The organism is Sulfitobacter sp. AS59, assembly GCF_038899995.1.
In the GTDB taxonomy this organism is placed as follows: domain Bacteria; phylum Pseudomonadota; class Alphaproteobacteria; order Rhodobacterales; family Rhodobacteraceae; genus Sulfitobacter.
Genome location: NZ_JBBMQK010000001.1, coordinates 153,285 through 177,350 on the forward strand (window position 1 = coordinate 153,285; position 24,066 = coordinate 177,350).

Here is a 24,066-nt window from a genome sequence, read left to right on the forward strand (position 1 = left end):
CTCCCCGCGGAGCGTCCGCCGGATCAGCGGTATGCAACACCGGGCAGGATGCACATGATTTCATACAGGATATTTGCACCCGTCAGCGCCGTGTTCCCGCTCGTGTCATAGGGCGGTGATACCTCAACCAAGTCCGCCCCAACGACGTTCAAACCCTTGAGCGCTCGTATAAGTTCCAGCGCTTGCGGTGTGGTCAAACCGCCGATTTCGGGCGTGCCCGTCCCCGGTGCATAGGCGGGATCAAGGCTGTCGATGTCATAGGTGACATAAACAGGCGCATCGCCGATATCGCGTCTGATTTCGGCCCCCAGCGGTGACAGGCTGCGGTGCCACAGCTCTTGCGCGGGGAATTGCTGGAAGCCCCAACCGGTGGCTTCGGTGAAATCATCGGCACCATAGCCGGTGCCGCGCAACCCAATTTGGTAGGTTTTATGGGGGTTTACAAGACCTTCTTCATAGGCGCGGCGAAACACGGTGCCGTGGGTTTCACGCTCCCCGAACATGTCCTCGTTCACGTCTGCATGGGCATCCACATGCACCAGCGCCAAAGGCCCGTGCCGTTTGGCCATTGCGCGCAGGATCGGCAGCGTAATCGAATGATCGCCGCCAATCGCCAATGGCATCGCGTCCGACCTTAAGATTTCGGTGTAACTGTCTTGAATAATTGACAAACTATCAGACAACGAAAACGTATTGATGGCCAGATCACCGATATCCGCGACCTGAAGTGAATCAAACGGCGCCGCCCCCGTGCCCAGATTATAGGGCCGCAGCATCGCGCTTTCTGCGCGGACCTGTTTTGGGCCAAAGCGCGTGCCAGATCGCCACGACGTGCCAATATCCAGCGGTATGCCCAGAACCGCGACGTCTAACCCCTTGAGGTCGCTTGCAGAAGGCAGACGCATAAAGGTGTTGGGGCCTGAAAAACGGGCCAGATCATTGCCGCTTATAGGTTGATTTTTTACGCTCATTTGTTCCGCATTCTCCATCCCAGCAGGCAAAGGATCTCGGTCGCCACATGGGCACCTGCAATGGCTGTGGCCCCGGTTGTATCAAAAGGGGGTGACACTTCGACGATATCACCGCCGACGATATTGATACCGGCCAGATCGCGCAACATGATGGCACATTGCGCGGACGTCAGACCGCCCCACACGGGCGTGCCAGTGCCGGGTGCAAAGGCCGGGTCCAGCGCATCAATGTCAAAGGTTAGATAGCAAGGCCGGTCGCCAAGTATTTGTTTTATCTTGGCAACGGCGGCTTGCGGCCCCTTCTCATAGATCTCTCGTGCGTCAATGGTGGTCACACCCAGCGTATCCGGGTTGGTCGTTCTGATCCCCACCTGCACGGATGTCGCCGGATCAACGATGCCGGATTTTACCGCCTTATAGAACATCGTGCCGTGGTCGATCCGGTCCATATCGTCGTCGGGCCAGGTGTCGGAATGCGCGTCGAATTGCAGCAGGCTGATCGGCCCGTATTTTTCGGCGTAGGCCTTGAGGATCGGAAAGCTGATATAGTGATCGCCCCCCAGCACCACACTTGCGGCACCTGCGTCCAATATCCCTTTGATATGTTTGGTCAATGTGGCGGGGAACTGGCTGGTATGGCCATAGTCAAACGCCATGTCACCATAATCGGCGATGGCACATTCGCTCAGCACATCGAAATCCCAGCCATAGGGCGGATCATAGGGTTGCAGGCTGGACGCCTCGCGGATCGCGCGGGGGCCAAGCCGGGTGCCGGGGCGGTTGGTCACGGCTTGATCGAACGGCACGCCCGTCACGGCGATATCGACCCCTGTCAGGTCCTTGGTATAGCGGCGGCGCAGGAATGACGTTGCCCCGCCAAAGGCGTTTTCAAAGCTGGGCCCCTTTAGATCATCGCGGGTAAAGGCCTGATCTACCTGAGTTTTTGCGTCTTCGAGCGCCATTATTTACCCGCCGCCGGTTGCAGTTGTTCGACCAGTTGCACAAAGAACGACGCGCCCACGGGGGCCACATCATCGTTGAAGTTGAATTTGGGGTGGTGCAATCCGGCACCCTCGCCCGCGCCAAGGAACAGATAGGCGCCGGGGCGTTCCTCCAGCATATAGGCAAAATCTTCGGCACCTGCGACGCGCGGGAATTCCGCGTCGACATTGGCGTCGCCTGCAACGGTGCGCGCCACATCAGCGGCCAGCGCTGTCTGTTCGGGCGCGTTTTGCGTGCTGGGGTATCCAACCTCGTAATCCAGCGTCGCGGTCACGCCATAGCTTGCCGCTTGCCCCTGAACGATATCTTCCATGCGTTTGCGGATCAGCGTCTGCACGTCTTTATCAAACGTCCGCACGGTGCCGTTGATCATTGCCGTGTCGGGGATGATGTTGCTGGCCGACCCTGTGTGGATCTGCGTGACCGAGATCACCATTTCCTGCGCCGATGGCACGTTGCGGCTGGTGATCGTCTGGATCGCTTGGACAATGCCGCAGGCGGCGACGACCGGATCGGCGGTTTCGTGCGGCATGGCACCATGCCCGCCGCGCCCGTTGATCTGGATGGTAAAGGAATCAACCGCCGCCATGATCGGCCCCGGCGTGGTGAAAAACGACCCGAACTCGGCCCCTGGCATGTTGTGGATGCCGTAGACTTGCGCAATGTCGAAACGGTCCATCATGCCTTCGGCGCACATGACTTGGGCACCGCCGCCGTCTTCTTCTGCTGGTTGGAAAATCAGCGCCACGCGGCCTGCAAAATTGCGCGTCTCGGCCAGATATTTTGCGGCCCCCAGCAGCATGGCCGTGTGCCCGTCATGGCCACAAGCGTGCATTTTGCCGGGGTGTGTCGATGCATACTCAACGCCTGTTTCCTCAAGGATCGGCAGCGCGTCAAAATCCGCGCGCAGGCCGATTGTCGGGCCATCGCTGCTGCCGTTGATGATCGCCACAATGCCGGTTTGCGCGATGCCCTCGTGAATTTCGTCTGCGCCCAGTTCCTGCAACCGCTCTTTGATGAACGCTGCTGTTTTGGGGCAGTCAAAGCCCAGCTCGGGTATCGTGTGCAGATGTCTGCGCCATTCGGTCATCAAGGTGGCAAAATCCGCGATACGGTTCACGACGGGCATTGGGTGGACTCCTGCATATATCTTGGTCAGGTTGCATCTGACACCAGACACACGGGGGCTGCAATGGCCGAGACATCGAAAGATGCACTGATCTTTGATCAAAGCGCAGGGATTGAGCGGCTTTTGGAAATCATGCGCCGGTTGCGTGATCCCGAAACCGGCTGCCCGTGGGATATCGAACAGGATTTCGCCAGCATCGCGCCCTACACCATCGAAGAGGCCTATGAGGTCGCCGATGCGATTGAACGCGGCGACTGGCCCGAGCTGGAGGGCGAGTTGGGCGATCTGTTGCTGCAAACCGTCTATCACACGGCCATGGGCGAAGAAGACGGGCATTTCACCTTTCAATCCGTGGTGCGCAATATCAGCGATAAGATGGTCGCGCGTCATCCGCATGTGTTTGGCGATGAATCCCGCGATAAATCGGCCGATCAGCAGACCGCTGATTGGGAAAAGATCAAAGCGACTGAGCGTGCGGGCAAGGCTCAAGGCGGCGCGCTGGATGGTGTGGCCGTTGGCCTGCCAGCCTTGCTGCGCGCCTATAAGCTGCAAAAACGTGCCGCGCGTGTGGGGTTTGACTGGCCGGATACTGGCGATGTCGTCGCCAAGATCGCTGAGGAAGCCGCCGAACTGGTCGAGGCCCGCGATACCCTGACCCAAGCCGAGGTAGAAGAGGAATTTGGCGATCTGATGTTTGTGATGGCCAATCTGGGCCGGCATCTGGGCCTTGACCCGGAGGCGGCCCTGCGCAGTGCCAACGCCAAATTCATCCGCCGGTTTGAGGGCGTGGAGGCGCGGCTTGCGCAGATCGGCAAGACGCCCGAGCAAAGCGACCTGGCCGAGATGGACGCGCTGTGGGATGCGGTAAAACAGGCGGAACGCAGCTAGATCAAGCGCTTGCACTGGACAAGCCCCGTCGCATCCGGCAAGGCTCGGACAACATAAAAGACAGGAGACACGCCATGACACCGCGCAAAATTATCATCGACACCGACCCCGGTCAGGACGATGCGGTGGCGATTTTGCTGGCGCTGGCCAGCCCCGAAGACATCGAGGTTTTAGGGATCACCTGTGTCGCGGGCAATGTGCCGCTGGATCTGACGGTGCGAAATGCCCGTATTATCTGCGAATTGGCGGGTAAGACGGACGTGAAAATCTTTGCCGGATGCGATCGCCCGCTGGGCCGTGAATTGGTCACGGCGGAACATGTGCATGGCAAAACCGGCCTTGATGGTCCCGTGCTACCCGAACCCACGATGCCAATCGCCGACGGCCATGCGGTGGATTTCATTATCGATATGCTGCGCGAACACGCACCCGGCACCGTGACGCTATGCCCGCTGGGACCGCTCACAAACATCGCGACGGCGATGCAAAAGGCCCCTGAGATCGCCAACCGTATAGCGAAAATCGTGCTGATGGGCGGCGGCTATTTCGAGGGCGGTAATATCACCCCTGCGGCCGAGTTCAACATTTACGTTGACCCGCAAGCCGCTGATATAGTGTTTAAATCAGGTGCGCCGATTGTGGTCATGCCCCTTGATGTCACGCACAAGGCGCTGGTCACGACGGCCCGCAACGACGCGTTTCGCAACATCGGCAGCCCCGTAGGGATCGCCGTGGCCGAGATGACCGAATTCTTTGAACGTTTCGACAAGGAAAAATACGGCTCCGAAGGGGCCCCGCTGCATGATCCCTGCGTGACAGCCTATCTGATCCGCCCCGATCTGTTCAAAGGCCGTCATATCAACGTCGAGATCGAGACAGACTCCGAGCTGACCATGGGCATGACCGTCGCCGATTGGTGGGGCGTCACCGATCGTGCCGCGAACGCGACTTTCATGGGCGACTTGGATGCGGACGGGTTTTTCGGCCTGCTCACCGAACGTCTGGCCCGGTTGTGAGCGCCGCCTTTACCCTTGCCAAGCCGGAGCATCTTGAGCGGTTGATCGGTTTGGTTACGGCTTTTCACGCCGAGGCGGGGATCGAACAATCGGACGAGGACCGGCACAATGGCATCGCGCCGCTGCTCGACGGTATCCCTCATGGTATTGCCTATCTGATCGGCCCGCCCCGTGCGCCCATCGGCTATGTCATCATTACCCTTGGCTGGTCGGTTGAATTTGGCGGGTTGGACGCGATCATTGACGAAATCTATGTTCGCCCCGGCGTGCGTGGTCGCGGTATCGCGTCCGAGGCGCTGCTGGCCCTACCGAATGCCCTGTCAGGTGCTGGTGTAAAGGCCGTCCATCTTGAGGTCGACAAAGAGAACCTGATTGCGCAGAAACTGTACAGCCGCGCAGGGTTTAGGCCGCGCGATAACTATATGTTCATGACACGAAAGCTGTGATCGCACTGGCAATGCGGCGTTTGATGGCTATATCTAAGCCATGACATTTAACGCCCCCTTTGATAACAGTTTTGCCGCTTTGCCGGCCGGCTTTTACACCCGCATCACCCCGACCCCTGTGGCCGACCCCAAGTTGTTGGCCTTTAACGCTGACTTGGCGAAAACACTGGGTCTTGATGATGCCGGGGAAGATGATCTCGCCTTTACCTTTGGCGGGAATGAACTGCCATTGGGCGCGGACCCGTTGGCGCAGCTTTACGCGGGTCACCAGTTTGGCAACTATAATCCCCAGCTTGGCGATGGCCGTGCGATTTTGCTGGGCGAAGTTGTCGATGTCACCGGCCAGCGCCGCGATATCCAGCTTAAGGGGTCTGGCCCCACGCCCTATTCGCGGGGCGGTGACGGGCGTGCGTGGCTAGGTCCTGTGCTGCGTGAATATGTGGTGTCCGAGGCGATGCATGCCCTTGGCATTCCCACCACCCGCGCCCTTGCCGCCGTTGCCACGGGCGAAGATATTTACCGCGAAACCGCCCTGCCCGGCGCTGTGTTGACCCGCGTTGCCGCCAGCCATCTGCGCGTCGGCACATTTCAGGTTTTTGCCCATCGTGGCGAGGTTGATAACTTGCGCACCCTTACCAATTACGCGATCCAGCGGCATTATCCGCAGGCCGACGGCCCCATGGGGTTGCTGCGTGCGGTTTGTACGGCACAGGCCGAACTGATCGCGGCGTGGATGTCTGTCGGGTTCATTCACGGCGTGATGAATACCGATAATTGTTCGATCTCGGGCGAGACGATTGATTACGGCCCTTGCGCCTTTATGGATGCGTTTCATGCCAATCGGGTGTTCAGCTCGATCGACCGTAAGGGCCGCTATGCGTTCTCGAACCAGCCGCAAATGGCGGTGTGGAATATGGCGCAGTTGGCAACCGCATTGATCCAGCAGTTGGACGACCCCGATGCCGCCGTGGCCGAAGCGACCGAGATCGTGCACGCCATGCCCGCGCTGATCGAGGGGGCTTGGCTGAAACGCTTTGGCGCGAAAATCGGCATCGCTGATCCGGTGGCCGGTGACGCGGCGCTGATCGACGATCTGTTGGCACTGATGCAGCAAGACGGTGCCGATTTTACCAATGCGTTCCGGGCATTATCTGGCGATGCCCCGCAAGATCAGTTCCTTGACCAAGATACCTTTGCCGCGTGGCAGGCCAGATGGCAGGCGCGCATCGCAGACGAGGCTGATCCGGTGGCCGTGATGAATGCCGCCAACCCCGTGATCATACCGCGCAATCACCGGATTGAACAGATGATCCAAGCCGCCGTTGCTGGCGATATGGCACCGTTTGAGCGTTTGATGAAAGCCTTGGCAACGCCGTATCACACCACCGATACAGACCTGCAGCGCCCGCCGACAGACAGCGAAATTGTACCGGCGACGTTCTGCGGGACCTAATGGGCCACGCGCGGTTTGCGGTTGATTAGGTAAATCCCGAGGGCGACCAATACCAGCGCGGCCCAGACTGATAGGGCCACCTCCTCGGACAGCAGCAACCAGCCCAAAATCACTGAAAACACCGGCGATAGAAAGCTGAACGAGGCGACGGTTGAGGCCGGATATACCGACATCAGCCAGAACCACGCCAGAAACCCAAGGCTGGCAACGGCGATGATCTGAAAACCCAATCCGGCTAGATGGATCATTTGCACGTCGCGGATCAGGGGGCCGAACAGCGGGGCGATCAGCACCAGAATGGGCCCCGAGATCGCAACCTGGCACATCAACTGCTGCGCAGGTGGCACCTTTTCCAGCGGGGTCACCCGTACCAACAGCGCGATGCCCGCCCAACACAGCGCTGCGGCCAAGGCCAGCAGATCGCCCATCCAACTGACATGCCCGCCGCTGCGTTCGCTTAGCGCCACAACCACACCTGCCATGGCGAGCGTAAGGCCAATGATCTTGAGCTTGGTCAGCCGTTCATCGGGCAGCAGGAAATTCACGGCAATGGTTAGCCATACTGGCATGGAATAGAATATCACCGACGCGCGGCTGACAGTTGTCGTGTCTAACGCAATGAAAAGGCAGGTAAATTCGAACGTGAACAGCAACCCCGACACCACGGCCCAGCCCCATGTGGGCCGGGGAAAGGAAAAACTGACCCCGCGCGCCTTCATCCAGATCGTCAGGATAACAATCGCCCCCAGCGACCGCAGGCCCGCCGCGAACACCGGATTAAAGCCCCCGTTTGTGACTTTGATTACGACCTGATTAAAGGCAAGGTTCAGCGCAAAGGCGATCAGCGCCAGCGCGCCAAACATGTCAATTTGAGTTTTACGTTCCATGCCTCACAGACCCGCGTTACGGGCATGTTGTCAATCGCAATAAAGCGCCGAGTTCCGCGGGGTTGATCGCTATCTGGTTGTGTCCGTCGCAGAATTACAACACACTCCGCGCATAATTTACAAACGGGGAAGTCACCGAAATGAGCTTGATGAAAACACTGGCCAAAGTGGCCATCGGCGTTGCTGTGGCCAAAGGTGCCAGCGCGATGATGAAGAAAAGCGGCAGCAGCACCAATGCGGGCAGCGCTGGCGGGCTTGGCGGTTTGCTGGGTGGTCTGGCGGGCGGGTCGGCAGGCGGTGCCGGATCATCGGCAGGCAGCTTGCAGGACATGCTGGGCGGCCTGATGGGTGGCAGCACCGGTGCGTCTGGTGGTTTGGGCGGCTTGCTGAACCAGCTTGGCGGCAGTTCCGGTGCCTCTGGCGGTTTGGGTGGTTTGTTGAACCAGTTGGGCGGCGCTGGCGGGTCCAGCGCGTCCGGTGGCGGTCTGGGTGGATTGTTGGGCGGTTTGGCCGGTGCGGCAGGCGCTGGCGGCTTGATGGCTGGCCTTGGCGGGTCAACCAGCGGCAAACCCGAACGTGAAGAAGCAGATTTTGGCGCGGTGTTGAATTCGCAATTTGACGCCAACCCGACGCCTGCGATCCAACCGTCCCAAGACCAAGAGGTTTTGGCCGCGCTGATGATCGCCGCGATGATCCAAGCGGCGAAATCCGATGGCACCTTTGATCAGGCGGAGCGCGAAAAACTGCTCAGCCACCTTGGCGATGTCGATGCCGAGGAAGCGGCGTTTGTAAACGCCCGTATGGACGCCCCCGTCGATGTCGATGGTTTGGTTGCGCAGACGCCCGAGGGCATGGAAGCGCAGGTTTACGCAATGTCCCTGCTGGCCATTGATCTGGATACCCAAGACGAGGCGCAGTATCTGCACCAGCTTGCCAAGGGGTACGGCATGAAACCTGCGGCGGTGAATGAGATTCACGAACAAATGGGTGTGCCGTCGCTTTACACCTGACCCAGACGGTCTGAATGACAGCGTGAAAGCCTGAGCGAGAAACGGCTCAGGCTTTTGCTTTTTTGGCCTGCTTTTCTTTGGCGATAACATGTTCGGCCAGATCGCGGGCAATGGCAAAGGCCCCTTTGATCTTGTCCGTATCTGTCGCCCAATCGCGTTTCACGACGATCTTGTTGTCTTTGACCTTGGCCAGTCCACGTTGGTCTTGGATGAATGTCACCAGCCCCTCGGGCGAGGCGAATTTATCGTTGTGGAACTGGATCGTCACGCCTTTTGGCCCGCCGTCCAGCTTGGCGATCCCTGCCCGTTTGCACATCGCCTTGATGCGGATCACAAGGATCAGCGTATTCACCTCGCGCGGCAGCTTGCCAAAGCGGTCGATCATCTCGGCGGCAAAGCCTTCCAACTCGACCTTGGTGGTCAGGCTCGACAGACGGCGGTACAGACCCAAACGCACATCAAGGTCCGGCACATAGGTTTCCGGGATCAGCACAGGCACGCCCAGATTGATCTGCGGTGCCCATTGGCCATCATCGTCAATCACGCCTTCCAGCTCGCCCGCCCTGATCTTGGCAATGGCGTCTTCCAGCATGGATTGATACAGTTCGAACCCGACATCGCGCATCTGGCCGGATTGTTCTTCGCCCAGCAGGTTGCCCGCGCCGCGAATATCCAAATCCTGCGACGCCAGCGTGAACCCTGCCCCCAGCGTGTCCAGACTGCCGAGCACCCGCAGACGTTTTTCTGCGGTAGCCGTCAGTTTGGCGCGCGGTTTGGTGGTCAGATAGGCATAGGCGCGGGTTTTTGACCGGCCTACACGTCCGCGAATTTGATAAAGCTGCGCGAGGCCGAACATATCGGCGCGGTGCACAATCATGGTGTTGGCGGTTGGAATATCCAGACCGGATTCAACAATCGTAGTAGCCAGCAGTATGTCATATTTCCCGTCGTAGAACGCGTTCATGCGATCATCCAGCTCGCCCGCTGCCATCTGGCCATGGGCGACCAGATAGGTCAGTTCAGGCAGTTGTTCCTTTAGGAAGGCCTCGATCTCGGGCAGGTCCGAGATGCGCGGCACGACATAGAACGATTGCCCGCCGCGATAATGTTCGCGCAGCAACGCCTCGCGCAGGGTGACGCTGTCGAATTCGCTGACATAGGTGCGGATCGCCAGACGGTCCACAGGCGGCGTGCCAATGATCGACAGATCGCGCACGCCTGTCAGGCTTAGCTGCAAGGTGCGCGGGATCGGCGTCGCGGTCAGGGTCAGGACGTGGATATCGGTGCGCATCGCTTTCAGGCGTTCTTTGTGGCCGACGCCGAAATGCTGTTCTTCGTCAATGATCAACAGACCTAGGTTGTTGAACTTGATCGATTTTGCCAGCAAAGCATGGGTGCCGATAACGACGTCTACGGTGCCTTTGGTAATCCCTTCGCGGGTGGTGTTCGCGTCTTTTGCAGATACGAACCGCGACAGTTGACGGACCTCAAGCGGGAAGCCCCGGAACCGTTCCGCAAAGGATTTATAGTGCTGGCGTGCCAGCAAGGTCGTCGGTGCAATCACGGCAACCTGAAGACCCGACATGGCCGCCACGAATGCGGCGCGCATGGCGACTTCGGTTTTGCCAAAGCCGACATCGCCGCAAATCAGCCGGTCCATCGGTTTGCCGCTGGTCAGATCGTCGATCACATCGTTGATCGCCGACATCTGATCGTCGGTTTCGGTATAGGGGAAGCGCGCGGAAAACGCGTCCCACATGCCCGGAGGCGGATCCATGACCGGCGCGCGGCGCAACGCGCGTTCGGCGGCAATGCGGATCAGCTTATCGGCCATCTCGCGGATGCGTTCCTTGAGCTTGGCCTTTTTCGACTGCCACGCCCCGCCGCCCAGCTTGTCCAGCAGACCTTCGTCATGGCCGTATTTCGACAGCAGTTCGATGTTTTCTACCGGCAGGTACAGCTTTGAATTCTCTGCATATTCCAGCAACAGGCATTCATGGGCCGCCCCTGCGGCGGTGATAACCTCCATGCCCAGATAGCGGCCGATACCGTGGTCCACGTGCACGACCAGATCGCCCGGCGTCAGGGATTGCGTTTCGGTCAGGAAGTTTTCAGCACGGCGTTTGCGTTTGGGGCCGCGGATCAGACGATCCCCCAATATATCCTGTTCAGAGATAACGGTCAGCTTTTGGCCATCGCTGGTTAAAGGCGCCTCGAACCCATGCTCCAGCGCCCAAACCGCCTGATACAGGCCGCGTTTGCCGATGCGTGTACCGTTGGGAATGGCGATGGTTTCGCCCATGCCTTCGTCTTCGATCAATCCGGTCAGCCGCTCGCGCGCACCTTCGGAGTAGCTCGCGATGACAACCGGGCCTTCGCCTAACTTTACCTTAAGATGGGTTGCCAAGGCACCGAAAAGGCTGATGGATTCTTGTTGGCGTTCGGGGGCGAAGTCACGTCCGATGCGCCCGCCTGCGTCCAGAACATTCGGGCCTGTGGGCTGCGGCAAGGGTTTGAACTGGATCACCCGCTTGCCGATCAACGCCTGTTCCCAAGCAGTATCGGTCAGGTACAGCCCTTCGGGCGGTGCGGGTTTGTAAACGCTGTCCATCTTGGACCGGTTCGCCATGGCCAAACGGCGCGTCTCGTATTGGTCGGCGATGCTATCCCACCGCGACAGCCGCTGCGCGGTGACTTGGTCATCCAAGGTGACCGTGGCCTTGGGCAGATAGTCAAAGATGGTTTCCAACGTGTCGTGAAAGAACGACATCCAATGTTCGGCACCTTGGTGCTTGCGCCCCGCGCTGATCGCCTCATAAAGCGGATCGTCGGTGCCCGCGGCCCCAAACTCGATACGGTAGTTCTGGCGGAAACGCGTAATCGCCGCCTCGTCCAGAATAACCTCGCTCACCGGGGCGAGTTCGACCAGATCCAGCTTTTCGGTGGTGCGTTGGGTCAGCGGATCAAAGCGGCGCGCGCCATCCAGCGTGTCGCCGAAAAGATCCAGCCGTACGGGGCCCAGATCGCCGGGCGGGTAGATGTCGATAATCCCGCCCCGTATCGCATAATCACCGGGTCCGGTCACTGTGGGGCTTTGTACAAACCCCATGCGGACAAGGAAATTCCGCAATGCGGCCTCGTCAATGCGATCCCCCACACGGGCGGAAAACGCGGCATCGCGCAGCACGGCGCGTGCCGGCACCCGCTGGGTGGCGGCGTTTAGCGTGGTCAGCAGGATGAACTGGTCGGGCATCCCATGCACCAACCCCGCCAGCGTCGCCATGCGCTGCGCCGAAATATCGGCGTTGGGCGACACGCGGTCATAGGGCAGACAATCCCACCCCGGAAAGGTGATCACCGGCACATCGGGCGCAAAGAAGCGGCAGGCCGCCTGCATCGCCGCCATGCGTTTGTCATCGCGCGCCACATGGATCACGGGGCGCTTGTTTTTGGTCAGCTCGTCCAGCAAGGCGCGGGCATCAAAGCCTTCGGGCACGCCGGACAGCGTTATTTGTGTGGAATTCGACATGAAGTGTCAGTTGTTCCTTGGTGCCGGTTTGTCAACCGCCGAACGGACCAACATAGAGGTTTTGATACATGCCCCAGATCGAGGTGACAAAAATCGAGATGATCCCGATGATCTGCGTATAGAGCCGATGGCGCGAAAGCCGCTTGTAGAGCAATTCGCCCTTGGCGGATTCCTCGAATATCTGCTGGGCGGTCGACACATTCAGCATGGCGATAATCGACAAGGGAAACGCCAGAAACAGCACGGCTTGGGCAAATTCGACGTTGTAAAACATGGCCAATATGAACAGCACCGTCAGAACAAAACTGACAAAGGCCAAAATCAATATACCCGACACCTGCGCGATATAAAGGGTACGGTTCACGTTGATGCGGACCAGGTCTTCCAGATCGACCTGGGTTTGCTCTCCGTAGCGGCGCGCACGCAGGACCAGATCATAAGGAACGCCCAAGACCCAGTGGCTTGCCGATGACCAAACGACGGCCAACATGATCCAGAACCAGAGGTTTGAGAACGACCGCATGTCGATCACTTCTAAGATTGTCTGGTACAAGTCCAAGGAACGCCCGTCTTTGATCGTAAAATTAGCCATCTGCGGCAATTCGTACCGCGCTTATGCCCTCATAGCGGCGCTTGCCTCTAATTCCTAGCCTTGAGCCGTGCAAAAATAAATGCAAAGCCTTGTGATGAAACATCTAAGGTATTTTGCATGAGACCCCAACAAGCCGCCTATCCCGCGACACGACTGCGCCGCACCCGTCAATCTGCTGGCATCCGTGCGTTGGTGCGCGAAAACGCGCTTGAGCTGGGGGATCTGATCTGGCCCGTGTTTGTCCGCTCAGGCGAAGGGATCGAAGAACCGGTTCCCTCCATGCCCGGCGTGTTCCGCCGCAGTGTCGACAAGGTGGTCGAAGCCGCCCGCGAGGCCGCTGATCTGGGTATCGGCGCGATGTGCATCTTTCCCTACACCGGGATAGAGGACCGGACAGAGGATTGCGCCGGCGCTTGGGACCCGCAGAACAATGCAAACCGTGCCATTCGCGCCATCCGCAAGGCCCAGCCAGAAATGGTGATCATGACGGATGTGGCGCTGGATACCTATAATATCAACGGGCATGACGGCTTTGTGGAAGATGGCATTATCGTCAATGACCGCACGGTCGAGGCGCTGGTCAAGATGTCGCTGGCCCAAGCCGAGGCGGGTGCCAACATTATCGGGCCATCTGATATGATGGACGGGCGCGTGGCGGCCATTCGCGCGGGTCTGGAAAATGCGGGCCATAGCGATGTGATGATCATGAGCTATTCGGCAAAATACGCCTCTGCCTATTACGGGCCGTTTCGCGATGCGGTTGGCGCATCAGGCGCGCTGACGGGCGACAAAAAGACCTATCAGATGGATTATGCCAACAGCGACGAGGCCCTGCGCCTGATTGAACGCGATCTGCGCGAGGGGGCGGATATGGTGATGGTCAAACCCGGCCAGCCCTATCTGGATATTTGCCACCGTGTGAAAACCACCTTTGGCGCGCCGACCTTTGCCTATCAGGTGTCCGGTGAATACAGCATGATCAAGGCCGCCGCGCAAAATGGCTGGATCGAGGAAGAGCGTGTGATGATGGAAAGCCTGATGGGGTTCAAACGCGCGGGCTGTGACGGCGTGTTGACCTATTTCGCGCCGGACGTAGCCCGTTTAATGGCGCGCGGGCGCTAAATCAGCGCAAAAACCGCCAGGCAAAGGCAGTTCACCGCCGATTCGTGGCCTAAAAAGGTGACAGCATCGATTTTTCGGCATAAGGTCGCGCATAAGTCGGGACAAACCGGCACAGGCAATTACAGGCATATTAAAATGAGCAATTCTTCTTTTTCGCGCCGCGCGTTTGCGTTGGGCGCGTTGGCAACTGCAGGGGCCGTCGCGGCCTGTGGCAATGGGGTTGGAAGCCGTGGCAGCGGTCAGATCGATGCGCGCGTCGATGCAACCTTGCAAGAAATGTACCGCCAATTCCCGAACACCCAACAGCTGGCCGCGAAATCTAACGGTATGCTGATTATGCCATTGGTGACCGAGGCAGGCGTGGGCCTGGGCGGCGGTTACGGGCGCGGCGCGCTGCGGGTCAACAACATCTCGGTTGATTATTATTCGATGACCAAGGCGACAGGCGGGCTGCAAATCGGCGCGCAGCAATATGCGCATGTTCTGTTTTTCATGACCGAAGACGCGTTGAACAATTTCCGCCGCTCCCCCGGTTGGGCGGCAGGTGCGAATGTCGAATATGTGATTGATAATGTGGGCGACAGCGTCAACGCGGATACCACCACATCGCTTTCGCCGGTTCTGGCCGCTGTTTTTGGCCGCGCGGGTCTGCGCATCGGTGCCACCCTTGAGGGCAGCAAATACACGCGGATCATTCCATAAGCGAAAAGCGCGGCCCGCAGCATTTGCGGGCCGCGCTTTTGTTTTAGCCGACGGCGTTCAAACGTTTGATCAGGCTTGAGGTGTCCCAACGGCCACCGCCCAGTTTTTGCACATCCTTATAGAACTGATCGACCAAGGCGGTCACAGGCAGGCTTGCCTGAATCTCGTCTGCGGTGTCCAGACAAATACCCAAATCCTTGCGCATCCAGTCCACCGCGAAACCGTGGTTGAATTCGTCGTCCAGCATTGTCTCGAACCTGTTGGACATTTGCCAGCTGCCTGCCGCACCTTGGCTGATGACTTCGACCACGTCACGACCATCAAGCCCGGCTTTCTGGGCGAAATGCAGCGCCTCTGACAGGCCCTGAACCAAACCAGCAATTGCGATCTGGTTGCACATCTTTGTCATCTGGCCGGCACCTGTGTCGCCCAAACGGCGGCAAATCTTGGAATACACCTCCATGATCGGCAAAGCGCGGTCAAACGCCCCTTTATCGCCGCCACACATGATCGACAGTTGGCCGTTTTCCGCCCCTGCCTGCCCGCCCGAGATCGGCGCATCGACAAAGCTGATCTGCGCGGCATTTGCAGCGTCGTACAGTTCGCGGGTTACTGCGGCGGAAACCGTTGTGTGGTCAACGAAAATCGTCCCCTCGGCCATGCCCGCAAAGGCCCCGTCGTCGCCCACGCAGACAGACCGCAGATCATCATCATTGCCCACGCAGGAAAATACGATATCGGCCCCCTGCGCCGCTTCACGCGGGGTCTGTGCCATGTCGCCGCCATAGGTTTCCGCCCATTGGCGGGCTTTCTCGGTTGTGCGGTTGTATACGGTGACCGTGTGACCGGCTTTCTGTAGATGTCCGGCCATCGGCCCGCCCATCACTCCCAGTCCCAGAAATGCGAGTTTTGCCATCGTCTTTTCCTTATCTATTAGTTGCGCTATTGGCTGGTATAACATCTAACAGCCCACAGAGTTTGGTCAATCAACTGAGGGGTTTATTCAGGAGCACCCAATGGCAGTGGTATTTAAGTGGCTTATGCGTCTGGCCACCTTGTTGATTGTCTTAACGGTGGTCGCGGTTGTCGGCATTTATTGGCTCGCGTCGCGGTCTTTGCCTGAATATGACGACACGGTCGTGGTGCCAAATCTGCGTGCCGAGGTCGAGATCGTGCGCGACAACGCCAATGTGCCGCATATTTTCGGGCAAAACGATCAGGATGTGTTTTACGGCCTTGGCTTTGCCCATGCGCAGGATCGTCTGTGGCAGATGATTACCATGCGCCGCACCGTTCAGGGCCGCCTGTCCGAGGTGTTCGGCCCTGCGACAATCGACATTGACCGCTTGCTGCGCCGGTTCGATCTCTACCCCCTTGCCGTCAGATCCGTTGACACCCTTGACCCCAAAACCCGCGCCGCGCTCGAGGCGTATTCCGCCGGGGTGAACGCCCGTCTTGACCAGATCAATACCGAAGCATTGGGCCGGGGCGCGCCCGAAATGCTGATGTTCGATGTGCCCGTCGCCCCGTGGCGCCCGGCAGATTCGCTGGCAATGACGAAACTGATGTCGCTGCAACTCTCTGGCCATCTGGATGCCGAGGTGAAACGCGCGCGCACCTCGCTTGCCCTGCCCGATCAGAAACGTCTGCTGGATATTTTACCCGATGCGCCGGGCAGCGGCATCGCCGCCCTGCCGGAATATGCTGCCCTTGTTCCCGGCAAGCTGCCGCAATTCGCCGAAAACATCCCCCTTGATCCCAATCCGCTGTCGCCGTTCAAGCCGTTTGAGCTGGCCGGGGCATCCAATGCATGGGCTGCGGCGCGCGATCGGTCTGCATCCGGCGGCACGCTGATTGCCAATGATCCGCATCTTGGCTTTACCGCACCCAGCATCTGGTATCTCGCGCGGCTCGAACTGCAATCGGGTGGTGTGATCGGCGGCACTATTCCGGGCCTTCCCGTGGTGCTAACCGGCCGCTCCGCCGCCTTGGGATGGGGCATCACATCGTCCTATGCCGATGACCAAGACGTCTATGTAGAAGAGCTGAACCCAGACAACCCCGAAGAATACCGCACGCCGGACGGGTTCAAACCCTTTGCCAAACGTGCGTCGATTATCACGGTCAAGGACGCCGATCCCATCACCCTGACCCTGCGCTGGACGGATAACGGCCCCGTGCTGCCCGGCAGACACTACAACCTCGCCGCCATCACCCCGCCCGGCCATGTGGCCACGGTGAGTTGGACAGCGCTTAGCCCGGACGATACCTCCCTCGCCGCCGCCATGGCATTGATGGAGGCGAAATCGGTGGACGCAGGCCTTGCCGCCACCGCCGATTACATCGCCCCATCGCAAAACCTGACGCTGGTGGATGCCGACACGATTGCGCTGAAAACCATCGGCGCATTGCCCGCCCGCGATCCGGCTCACCAAAGCCAAGGGCGCATGCCCACCGTCGGCTGGAACGCCGCCAACCGCTGGCAGGGGGTGCTGCCCTATGCGTCCAACCCCGAATTCGTGGCCCCGCTGGGCGGTATTCTGGGCAACACCAACAACAAGACGCTGGACCGCCCCTTCCCCAACCATGTGTCGTTTCTATGGGGCGATACGCAGCGCATTCAGCGCTGGCGTAACCTGATGCAACGCCGCCAAGTCCACACCCGCGACAGCTTTATCGAAGCGCAGCTTGATACGGTCAGCTTTACCGCGCGCACCTTGCTGCCGTTGATCGGGGCCGAGCTATGGTTCACCGGCGAGGCCGCCGCCGAAGGCACCGCCGCGCGCCAACGCGAACGCGCTTTGATCTTGCTCGCGGGGTGGTCGGGCGAGATGAACGAACACCTGCCCGAACCGCTGATCTATGCCGCCTGGCTGCGCGCCCTGCAGGACCGCCTGATTCAGGACGAGCTTGGCCCGCTGGCGGAGGAGTTCGACCATGTTGAGCCGCTGTTCATCGAACGCGTGTTCCGCGATGTCGATGGTGCCGCTGTATGGTGTGACGTGCTGCAATCCGCCCCAGTGGAGACCTGCCCTGACATGGCCCGGCTTGCCTTGGATGACGCCCTGATCTGGATCAATGAAACATGGGGCAGCCAGCTCGAATCCCTGCGGTGGGGCGATGCGCACCAAGCCACCCATGATCACCCCACGTTGGGCGAGGTGCCGATCCTGCGCTACTTCGTCAACATCCGCCAATCGACCTCGGGCGGCGATAATACCTTGCTGCGCGGCCGGACCAAAGGCACCAGCCCCGATCCGTTCTTTAACGTGCACGGGGCCGGATACCGCGGCGTCTATGATTTCGCCGATCCGGATTCGTCGGTCTTTATCACCTCAACCGGCCAGTCGGGGCATTTCCTGTCACGCTACTATGACAACCTCGCCCAGCTGTGGCGGCGCGGCGAATATATCCCCATGTCGCTGGACGAGGATCTGGCCCGCGCCGCATCCGTGGGCGTGACCAAACTGATCCCGGCACAGCCATGAACCGCGTCATCCTGTTCAACAAACCCTACGGCGTGCTGTCGCAATTCACCGACAAAGGCACCGAAGGGTCCCTTCGCCCGACCCTGTCCGCCTATATCGATGAAAAGGGGTTCTACCCCGCTGGCCGCCTTGACCGCGACAGCGAGGGGTTGATGGTGCTCACCGACAGCGGTCCACTGCAGGCGCGGATATCACACCCAAAATACAAACTTGCAAAAACCTACTGGGTTCAGGTCGAAGGGACCCCCGATGACGCGGCCCTGAATGCCCTGCGCAGCGGCGTCACCCTCAAAGACGGCAAAACCGCCCCCGCCAAGGTCAGCCAAATCGACACGCCCGCAGCGCTGTGGGACCGCGACCCGCCGGTGCGGTTTCGCAAATCGGTGCCCGATGCATGGCTTTCCATCACCATCACCGAAGGCCGCAACCGCCAAGTACGCCGTATGACCGCCCATGTGGGCCTGCCCACGCTGCGCCTGATCCGCGCCCAAGTCGGCGACTGGCAACTCAACAACATGCAACCCGGCACATGGCGCTTTTCCTCAGAAACAGGCCGCTAATTCCAAATGGACTAAAATCCCGGGGGACGGCCAAAGGCCGGGGGGCTGGTCCCCTAAATCACTCCGCAGTTCAGACAAACACCCGCGTCGCCCAAACCCCAACAGTTGCCGAAACACCCGTCAACACCACGCCCCATGAAAAATCAGTGGCAACCATCTTCGGCGTCCAGTCTTTGAGGGTCGCAAGATTGGTGAACTCATAGGTGCCATAGCCCAACGCGCCAATCAGCGCCGCGTTTGCAAAGACCCAAAGCAAGCTTTTGTCCTGCAGAACCGCGGGCCAGGATACGAAATACAAGAACACGGCAATGTAGAACGCATAAAAGGCCAAGGCCGGTATCATCCGAAACCGATCCAGCAACAGCGGGTCGATGTAGCGCGAAAAGACGGGTTTGACCAAATAGGTCAGACCCAGAATATCTAGCCCCAGAAAAACCGCGAAGGTCAGCACATATAGAATGATCAGCGTCATAAGGGCCCTCCCGCCGTGATGCAGGTTACCATATGTATCGCGCGGCGGAAAATTCGAATTTTCCGGTCAAAATTTTTCGGAAAAATTTTATTGCGTGCGGATCAGCGGGTTACAGCCGCTGAAACTGGGCTTCTTGCTCGGCTGACCAACGGACCTTGAGGGCAAAACCGTCCTCGGTCTGCTCTTCGTCCACAACCACCTCTTGAGCAAAGAGCCATGCACGCTTTTTACCCTCTGCAAACCCAAGCACCAGATCGGCCTCACGCACTGCCCCTTGCAGGGCTTCGGCAATCACAGCCTGAAACTCCTCCAGACCCTCGCCCGTCAGTGACGAAATCGCCAAGACGTTTTCGTCGCGAGCCGCACGGGCGCGCACGGCATCGGCACGGTCCGGGCTAAGCAGGTCGATCTTGTTCCAAATCTCAAAGCTGCGGGTTTCCTTGGGCACACCCAAAGACGCCAGAATATCACGGACATTCTGCGCCTGCTCTTCGGTTTCGGCATGGGAAATATCGCGCACGTGGCAGATGATATCGGCGGCCAATACCTCTTCTAGCGTGGCGCGAAACGCGGCAACCAGCTCGGTCGGCAGGTCAGAGATAAATCCAACCGTGTCGCTTAGAATAATCTCGGGGCCATCGGGCAGCACGAGGCTGCGCATGGTCGGGTCGAGCGTGGCAAACAGCATGTCTTTTGCCATCACATCCGCACCGGTCAACCGGTTGAACAGCGTGGATTTTCCTGCGTTGGTGTAGCCGACCAAAGCGACAATCGGGAACGGCACCTTGGCGCGGGCGGCACGGTGCAGCGCGCGGGTTTTTACGACCTTGTCCAACTGGCGGCGCAACCGGACCAACTGTTCGTCAATGGCGCGTCTGTCCGATTCAATCTGGGTTTCACCGGGACCGCCAACAAACCCCAACCCGCCACGCTGGCGTTCAAGGTGGGTCCATGCCCGCACCAGCCGCGTGCGCTGATAGTTCAGCGCGGCCATTTCGACCTGCAACACACCCTCGCGGGTGGCGGCGCGGTCGCTGAAAATCTCGAGGATCAGACCGGTGCGATCCAGCAGTTTCACGCCCCATGCTTTTTCAAGGTTGCGTTGCTGTACCGGCGTCACATGTCCATCAACCAAGACCAGATCGACCTCGGCGTCCTCCATGCGGCGCTTTAATTCTTCGATCTTGCCGGACCCGAACATCATGCCCGCGTTCACGGTGCGCAGAATAACAACCTCTTCCCCCACGACTTCCAAATGAGGAAGCGCTTCGGCCAAGGCGACGGCTTCGGCCAAGGCCGGTTCCGCGATTCGGCGGTTGTTGTCGGTTTTAATGTCAGGGTGCAGCACCCAAGCCCGGGTTACTTTCGGGCCTGCTGTGTCGTCGATCTGGAAGGGAGGGCGCGTCAATTCGCGTCTTCACCCTCGTAAAGCGAGATTGGCTGGCTTGGCATTATGGTCGAGATCGCATGCTTATACACAAGCTGCGACTGGCCATCCCTGCGCAAAAGCACACAAAAGTTGTCAAACCAAGTGATCACACCTTGCAGCTTCACACCGTTGATCAAAAAGATCGTTACCGGAACTTTGGTTTTGCGCACATGGTTCAGGAATGCGTCCTGAAGGTTTTGTCTGTCAGACGCCATAATGGTCTCGCCTTTATTCTTGCTGTTTTTCTTGCTGATGCTCGCGGACCGAGCTCCGATTTAGAACGAGTATGTAGATGCCGGTCAGGAGTTTCCACCCCAAATGTCACACAGCACAGTACGGCAGATGGTAATTCGTGTCACGCGCGCCACAGGTCTGGGGTTAGCAAGGCGATGATGGCAAGGGTTTCCAGCCGTCCCAACACCATGGCACCGATCAGGATTATCTTGGCCGGATCCCCAAGTTCGATCAGGCTAATGGGCGCGTCTGCGGCGAATTCGATCAACGGTCCGGTGGTCGACAGGCTGGCCACAGACATCACCAGCGCATCCTCGAACGGGGCCCCGACAAAGGTCAGGAGCAGCGTGACAGCAGCCAGCGACAGGGCGAACAGCATGAAAAAGATCCATGCGATAAAGGCCCCGTTGCTTTGCAGGCGTCTGCCCGTGGTCCCTGCCCCCGAAACCGAATGGGGATGCACCAGCCGTTCCAACTCCCGCGCGCCATTGCGGTAAAGCGCAAACACCCGCAGCAATTTCACCCCGCCTGCGGTGGTGGCCACCCCGCCGCCGATCAATGCCAGCCCCATCAGGATCAGCCCCGGCGTTTCCAGCCCGGACCAGCTTTGCGCCTCGGCCCAAGACGAACTGACAAACCCTGTGGTGGTCAAAAATGATGTGACGGTAAAGATCGCGCCCCACAGCGCGCTGCCGCTTTCATAAGCCTCGCCGCTGGCGGACACGTCAAAAGCCCCCAGAAAATGCCGCGCAAATAGAATCAGCGGCACGCCAATGATCAACGCCAGCCCCATGCGAAATTCAGGATCAGTGCGCAGGCCGCCTTGGGTCGCTGTGACCGTATCCTTGGAAAAGGTCAGCCGCGACAGCGAGAACAGCATGAACAGCATCATCACCGCTTCGGCACCAAAACTGACGCCGGTGTCATGTGTCCCGCCCAAGGGCGAAATACCGGAGGTCGCCATCACCGACATGGCATGGCACAGCGCCACCAGCGATCGGTCGCCGTTGGCCAGCAGCAAAACCCACAAAAACAGCGTCAGCGCCAGATAGGTGGGTGCTAGCGCCGCCGCTGAACGTAGCAAACGCAGACGCGGGTTAATCGGCGCGGATGCCGTGGTGCGCCGGTCGTCTGGATTACCGGGTTCGGCTTGGGATGTCACCTCGAACCCGCCAAGATGCAGGGGTGCCAGAATGGCCGAGGCGGCAATCCACATCAGCAAGCCACCCATCCACGCGACCTGCGCGCGCCACAGATGCAGCGTGTCGCTTAGACGTCCGGGATCGTCAAACAGGCTGGCCCCTGTGGTGGTGATCGAGCTGACCATATCGAAATAAGCGTTTATAAAACGCGTGGTCGGCAAGGCCTCAAGAAACGGGATGGCAAGGATCGCAGGCAAGATCACAAAGCTGGAAAACAGCGACAGCAGCGGCCCCAACGACCCGTGCCGCGCCTTGCGCCCCGAATGGGCGATTGCGATCATGGTGAACACGACGACGCCAAGCAGGCAGGAATAGAAAAACGCCCGCGATGCGAGCAGATCATCGGTGACCACCGCAAAGAACGCGGGAATGATCATGGAGGCGCTAAAGACGCCAAAAATCAGCAAAAACAGCGGTAGATCAAGGATTTCCCGGCGAATATAGCTTTTGCGTCTCATGATGGGGCATCCCGATGTGGCATCAGAAAAAGTCGATCGATACCTGCATCAACTGTTCGACCTGCGGCACGTCTTTGGCCAGACAGAAAACAGCGATCACGTCGCCTTCGTCAATGCGGGTGCTGCCCAAGGGGCGGATCACCTGATCGCCCTTTTGGACCATGCCCACCAACACCCCTTCGGGGAAATCAATGTCGGTAATGCGTTTGCCAGCCAGCGGCGAGGTTGACAGCACTTCGGCCTCGATCACTTCGGCCTCGGCGTCGCCGATGGAGTAGACCGACCGCACGCGGCCATGGCGGATGTGGCGCAAGATCGAGCTGACGGTCGTCGCCCGCGGGTTGATATATGCGTCGATACCAAGCGGTTGCATCAAGGGCACCAAAGTCGGGTCGTTGATCAAGGCAATCACAAAGGGGCAGCCTTCGGCCTTGGCGCGCACACAGGCCAGCATATTGGTTTTATCATCATCAGTGATGGCCATCATCGCATCCGCGCGGTTGATCCCCGCCTCGGCCAGCAGCGCCGCATCCAGACCGTCGCCATTCAGTACAATCGTGCGTTCCAACGCCTCGGCGGCGCGTTCGGCGATGGCGCGGTTTTTCTCGATCATCTTGGTGCGGACGCGCTTTCCCTTGCTTTCAAGGTTTTGCGCGACGGCCAGACCAACATTGCCTCCGCCCACCAACACAACACGTTCCAGCTTGCTGGTTTTCTTGCCAAAAATATCAAGGGTCCGCGGGATGTCATCGCGGTGGGTAAAGACATAGCAGGCGTCGCCAACAAACAGCTGGTCCTTGCTTTCCGGAGCAAACAACGTGCCATCACGGCGCACACCAACCACAACAGCGCGCAGGGTCGAGAATAGGTCAGACAACTGGCGCAGGGGCGTGTTAATAACCGGGCAGCCCTCTTCGATCTGGATACCGATCAGATGGGCCATGCCATCCATAAAGGTTTCCGTGTCAAACGCAGCAGGCGCCGATAGCCGCTGAAGGGCGGCAGCGGCGACTTCCTTTTCCGGGCTGATCACCACATCGATGGGCATGTGATCGCGGCGGTAAAGGTCGGAATAAATCGCCGTCAGATAGGATTGGCTGCGCAAACGGGCGATCTTGCGGTTGATGCCGAACACCGAATGGGCCACCTGACAGGTGACCATGTTGACCTCGTCCGAATGGGTGGCGGCGATGATCATTTCCGCATCGCGCGCGCCTGCACGGTCCAACACATCGGGATAGCTGGCAAAGCCCGCAATGCCCTGGACATCCAGCGTATCCGTGGCACGGCGCACCAGATCGGCATTGCTGTCCACGATTGTTACGTCGTTGCGTTCGCCCGACAAATGGCGCGCAATTTGCCAGCCGACCTGACCTGCACCGCAAATAATCACTTTCATGAAAGGTTCCTTTGGTGTTGCGCCTGATGACGGGGCAAGGCGGAAACCACCCGCTTGATCGTTGATTTGAATGACAG

Annotated in this window: 21 protein-coding genes; 9 read left to right on the forward strand and 12 right to left on the reverse strand. The window is 59.1% G+C overall.

The annotated features are described in order from the left end of the window. Nucleotides 1-23 precede the first annotated feature (23 nt). The 3 genes from speB (WNY39_RS00815) to WNY39_RS00825 are packed head-to-tail and all read right to left on the reverse strand — an operon-like array spanning nucleotide 24 to nucleotide 3,102. On the reverse strand, nucleotides 24-971 hold the full coding sequence (gene speB, locus WNY39_RS00815; protein ID WP_342843274.1) for an agmatinase: 948 nt from the start codon (nucleotides 969-971) through the stop codon (nucleotides 24-26). Continuing rightward, entirely contained in the window at nucleotides 968-1,933 is a 966-nt protein-coding gene (gene speB / locus WNY39_RS00820) for an agmatinase (protein WP_342843276.1), read from the reverse strand. Before speB (WNY39_RS00820) ends, speB (WNY39_RS00815) begins: the two co-directional genes overlap by 4 nt. Continuing rightward, nucleotides 1,933-3,102 (reverse strand): M20 aminoacylase family protein, encoded by a 1,170-nt coding sequence (locus WNY39_RS00825; protein ID WP_342843278.1) that lies wholly within the window; start codon nucleotides 3,100-3,102, stop codon nucleotides 1,933-1,935. The genes speB (WNY39_RS00820) and WNY39_RS00825 overlap by 1 nt, the downstream gene beginning before the upstream one ends. 63 nt (nucleotides 3,103-3,165) lie before the next feature. Here WNY39_RS00825 and mazG point away from each other — a divergent pair, with 63 nt between their 5' ends. The 4 genes from mazG (at nucleotide 3,166) to WNY39_RS00845 (ending at nucleotide 6,905) form a co-directional block, all read left to right on the forward strand. Further along, the gene (gene mazG, locus WNY39_RS00830) at nucleotides 3,166-3,990 is read left to right on the forward strand and encodes a nucleoside triphosphate pyrophosphohydrolase (RefSeq protein ID WP_342843280.1); all 825 of its coding nucleotides are present in this window, start codon (nucleotides 3,166-3,168) and stop codon (nucleotides 3,988-3,990) included. 74 nt (nucleotides 3,991-4,064) lie between these two features. Next, nucleotides 4,065-5,006 carry a nucleoside hydrolase gene (locus WNY39_RS00835; RefSeq protein WP_342843282.1) on the forward strand — a complete coding sequence of 314 codons (942 nt, stop codon included), beginning with the start codon at nucleotides 4,065-4,067 and terminating at the stop codon, nucleotides 5,004-5,006. After that, complete coding sequence (locus tag WNY39_RS00840) at nucleotides 5,003-5,452, forward strand: GNAT family N-acetyltransferase (protein ID WP_342843284.1); 450 nt, start codon at nucleotides 5,003-5,005, stop codon at nucleotides 5,450-5,452. Before WNY39_RS00835 ends, WNY39_RS00840 begins: the two co-directional genes overlap by 4 nt. Nucleotides 5,453-5,492: 40 nt before the next feature. Next, nucleotides 5,493-6,905: a YdiU family protein gene (locus tag WNY39_RS00845; protein WP_342843286.1), complete on the forward strand. Its 1,413-nt coding sequence runs from the start codon at nucleotides 5,493-5,495 to the stop codon at nucleotides 6,903-6,905. Here the strand turns inward: WNY39_RS00845 and WNY39_RS00850 are convergent. Further along, a complete protein-coding gene (locus tag WNY39_RS00850) occupies nucleotides 6,902-7,792 on the reverse strand; it encodes a DMT family transporter (RefSeq protein ID WP_342843287.1) in 891 nt (296 codons plus the stop codon). The genes WNY39_RS00845 and WNY39_RS00850 overlap by 4 nt on opposite strands. A gap of 140 nt (nucleotides 7,793-7,932) precedes the next feature. Here WNY39_RS00850 and WNY39_RS00855 point away from each other — a divergent pair, with 140 nt between their 5' ends. Next, complete coding sequence (locus tag WNY39_RS00855) at nucleotides 7,933-8,802, forward strand: DUF533 domain-containing protein (protein ID WP_342843288.1); 870 nt, start codon at nucleotides 7,933-7,935, stop codon at nucleotides 8,800-8,802. 46 nt (nucleotides 8,803-8,848) lie between these two features. Here WNY39_RS00855 and mfd read toward each other — a convergent pair whose 3' ends face one another. After that, nucleotides 8,849-12,331 carry a transcription-repair coupling factor gene (gene mfd, locus WNY39_RS00860; RefSeq protein ID WP_342843290.1) on the reverse strand — a complete coding sequence of 1,161 codons (3,483 nt, stop codon included), beginning with the start codon at nucleotides 12,329-12,331 and terminating at the stop codon, nucleotides 8,849-8,851. Nucleotides 12,332-12,362: 31 nt separating this feature from the next. Further along, a complete protein-coding gene (locus WNY39_RS00865; RefSeq protein ID WP_342844329.1) occupies nucleotides 12,363-12,890 on the reverse strand; it encodes a component of SufBCD complex in 528 nt (175 codons plus the stop codon). Between the two features lie 150 nt (nucleotides 12,891-13,040). On the opposite strand from WNY39_RS00865, the gene hemB reads away from it, so the two are divergent. Together hemB and WNY39_RS00875 are read left to right on the forward strand one after the other, a co-directional pair. Further along, on the forward strand, nucleotides 13,041-14,045 hold the full coding sequence (hemB, locus tag WNY39_RS00870; RefSeq protein ID WP_342843292.1) for a porphobilinogen synthase: 1,005 nt from the start codon (nucleotides 13,041-13,043) through the stop codon (nucleotides 14,043-14,045). A 135-nt stretch (nucleotides 14,046-14,180) separates the two neighbouring features. Beyond that, nucleotides 14,181-14,747: a YSC84-related protein gene (locus WNY39_RS00875; protein ID WP_342843294.1), complete on the forward strand. Its 567-nt coding sequence runs from the start codon at nucleotides 14,181-14,183 to the stop codon at nucleotides 14,745-14,747. Between the two features lie 43 nt (nucleotides 14,748-14,790). Here WNY39_RS00875 and WNY39_RS00880 read toward each other — a convergent pair whose 3' ends face one another. Then, the gene (locus WNY39_RS00880; RefSeq protein ID WP_342843296.1) at nucleotides 14,791-15,708 is read right to left on the reverse strand and encodes an NAD(P)-dependent oxidoreductase; all 918 of its coding nucleotides are present in this window, start codon (nucleotides 15,706-15,708) and stop codon (nucleotides 14,791-14,793) included. Nucleotides 15,709-15,763: 55 nt separating this feature from the next. Here WNY39_RS00880 and WNY39_RS00885 point away from each other — a divergent pair, with 55 nt between their 5' ends. Together WNY39_RS00885 and WNY39_RS00890 are read left to right on the forward strand one after the other, a co-directional pair. Then, the gene (locus tag WNY39_RS00885) at nucleotides 15,764-18,235 is read left to right on the forward strand and encodes a penicillin acylase family protein (protein WP_342843298.1); all 2,472 of its coding nucleotides are present in this window, start codon (nucleotides 15,764-15,766) and stop codon (nucleotides 18,233-18,235) included. After that, the gene (locus WNY39_RS00890) at nucleotides 18,232-18,795 is read left to right on the forward strand and encodes a pseudouridine synthase (protein WP_342843300.1); all 564 of its coding nucleotides are present in this window, start codon (nucleotides 18,232-18,234) and stop codon (nucleotides 18,793-18,795) included. Before WNY39_RS00885 ends, WNY39_RS00890 begins: the two co-directional genes overlap by 4 nt. 70 nt (nucleotides 18,796-18,865) lie before the next feature. Here the strand turns inward: WNY39_RS00890 and WNY39_RS00895 are convergent, their stop codons facing one another. The 5 genes from WNY39_RS00895 to trkA form a co-directional block, all read right to left on the reverse strand. Next, a complete protein-coding gene (locus WNY39_RS00895; protein ID WP_342843302.1) occupies nucleotides 18,866-19,267 on the reverse strand; it encodes a DUF2177 family protein in 402 nt (133 codons plus the stop codon). 109 nt (nucleotides 19,268-19,376) lie between these two features. Beyond that, nucleotides 19,377-20,675, reverse strand: a complete 1,299-nt coding sequence (gene hflX / locus WNY39_RS00900; protein WP_342843303.1) for a GTPase HflX — start codon at nucleotides 20,673-20,675, stop codon at nucleotides 19,377-19,379. Continuing rightward, on the reverse strand, nucleotides 20,672-20,911 hold the full coding sequence (hfq, locus tag WNY39_RS00905) for an RNA chaperone Hfq (RefSeq protein ID WP_093915014.1): 240 nt from the start codon (nucleotides 20,909-20,911) through the stop codon (nucleotides 20,672-20,674). The genes hflX and hfq overlap by 4 nt, the downstream gene beginning before the upstream one ends. Before the next feature lie 140 nt (nucleotides 20,912-21,051). Further along, a complete protein-coding gene (locus tag WNY39_RS00910; protein ID WP_341235144.1) occupies nucleotides 21,052-22,590 on the reverse strand; it encodes a potassium transporter TrkG in 1,539 nt (512 codons plus the stop codon). Nucleotides 22,591-22,612: 22 nt separating this feature from the next. After that, nucleotides 22,613-23,989: a Trk system potassium transporter TrkA gene (trkA, locus tag WNY39_RS00915; RefSeq protein WP_341235143.1), complete on the reverse strand. Its 1,377-nt coding sequence runs from the start codon at nucleotides 23,987-23,989 to the stop codon at nucleotides 22,613-22,615. Nucleotides 23,990-24,066: the final 77 nt, after the last annotated feature.